Genomic DNA, 1,940 nt, shown 5'->3' on the forward strand with positions numbered 1-1,940 from the left:
AAAAAAAGTTCTCACAGGTCGCATAAAACCTGCTTTTTTTATGTCAAATTTTCTGTTTTTATGGCTGTTATTTTATGTTATTGTATGATATAATAAGGGATAGGAGGGATGACAGATGAATCTTCATATAACAAAATCAAAAAATGCAGAGTCCTTTTATATCTGTAAATCTTATACAAAAGCAAATGGCAGCACTACTTCAGCTATCGTCCGCAAGCTGGGAACCTTAGAACAACTTTTGCCTGAACATGGTCCTACAAGAGATGATGTCGTTGCATGGGCGAAAAATGAAGTGAAAATAGAAACTGAAAAATATAAAAAAGAAAAAGAAGCACAGACAGTATTGATACCATTCCATGCAGATAGACAATTAGATTATGACAAGCAGGTCTTCTTCCGTGGTGGCTATCTGTTTCTCCAATCCATTTATTATCAACTACAAATGAATAAAATCTGCCGGAAACTGAAACAGAAATATAAATTCAAGTATGATATCAATGCGATCCTCTCGGATCTGATTTATGCAAGAATCTTAGAACCTTGCAGCAAACGTTCTTCTTACAAAGTTGCATCTGAATTCTTAGAAAAACCATCCTATGAACTTCATGATGTCTACCGGGCATTGGATGTACTTGGTGCGGAATGTGATCTTATTCAGTCTGAAGTTTATAAAAACTCCCACTTCCTTGGAAAAAGAAATGATAAGATCCTTTATTATGACTGCTCGAATTATTACTTTGAAATTGAACAAGAAGATGGAAATAAAAAATACGGGAAAAGTAAAGAACACAGGCCAAACCCGATCATCCAAATGGGATTGTTTATGGATGGAGATGGGATTCCCCTTGCTTTTTCTCTTTTTCCGGGAAATGCAAATGAGCAAACCTCTCTCAAACCGTTAGAAAAGAAAGTTCTTGGAGATTTTGGTTGTCAGAAATTTATTTATTGCAGCGATGCCGGGCTTGGCTCTGAATCAATCCGGGAATACAACCACATGGGGGAACGGTCTTATATCGTAACCCAGTCCATCAAAAAGCTGAAGAAAGAAGAAAAAGAATGGGCATTAAATTTACAGGGGTTTAAAAGAGTATCAGATGGAACCCCTGTTGATATCACAAAACTACCAGAAGATGATAAAGGACTTTATTATAAAGACGAGCCCTACACCACAAAGAAGCTGCATCAACGCCTGATCATTACCTATTCTCCTAAATATGCCCTTTATCAAAAATCTATTCGAGACAAACAGATTGAACGGGCACAAAAGATGCTGTATTCAGGGAACACAAAAAAGAACCGAAAAAATCCAAATGACCCAGCACGTTTCATCGGAACGATCGCTGTAACAGAAGAAGGGGAAGCTGCTGATGTAAATCATTATCTAGATGAAACCAAGATTTCTGAAGAAGCCCAGTATGATGGCTTTTACGCAGTATGCACAGATCTTTTAGATGACGAAGTTAGTGATATTTTAAAAGTAAGTGAAGGAAGATGGCAGATAGAAGAATGTTTCCGGATTATGAAAACAGATTTTTCTGCAAGACCTGTCTATTTACAGGATGAAAACCGGATCAAAGCACATTTTCTAATCTGTTTTCTTGCATTGACCATATACCGTTTCCTTGAGAAAAAACTGGATACTAAATATACATGTGAAGAATTATTAGATGTTCTAAAAGAAATGAATTTCGCTGAAATACAGGAACAGGGATTTATTCCTTTATACAAACGAGAAAGAATTACGGATGATCTTCATGACGTCTGCGGTTTCCGAACAGATTATCAGTTCATAACAAAAAGTAAGATGAGAAATATTCAGAAAAAAAGTAAAGGGAAGGAATAAATTACTATATTTCGAAACAACGACAAAAATCGCTATACCCCAGTAAACATGAGGGATACAGCGATTTTTTCTTTTTCTAACTGTCAAAGATGGGATT

General features: G+C 36.1%; 1 protein-coding gene. It reads left to right on the plus strand.

The features are described 5' to 3' along the window. Positions 1 to 115: 115 nt before the first annotated feature. On the plus strand, positions 116 to 1,843 hold the full coding sequence (locus DWX73_RS13150) for an IS1634 family transposase (RefSeq protein WP_118349113.1): 1,728 nt from the start codon (positions 116 to 118) through the stop codon (positions 1,841 to 1,843). The last annotated feature ends 97 nt before the right edge of the window (positions 1,844 to 1,940 follow it).

The organism is Coprococcus sp. AF21-14LB (assembly GCF_003458885.1).
Lineage (GTDB): Bacteria > Bacillota > Clostridia > Lachnospirales > Lachnospiraceae > UBA9414.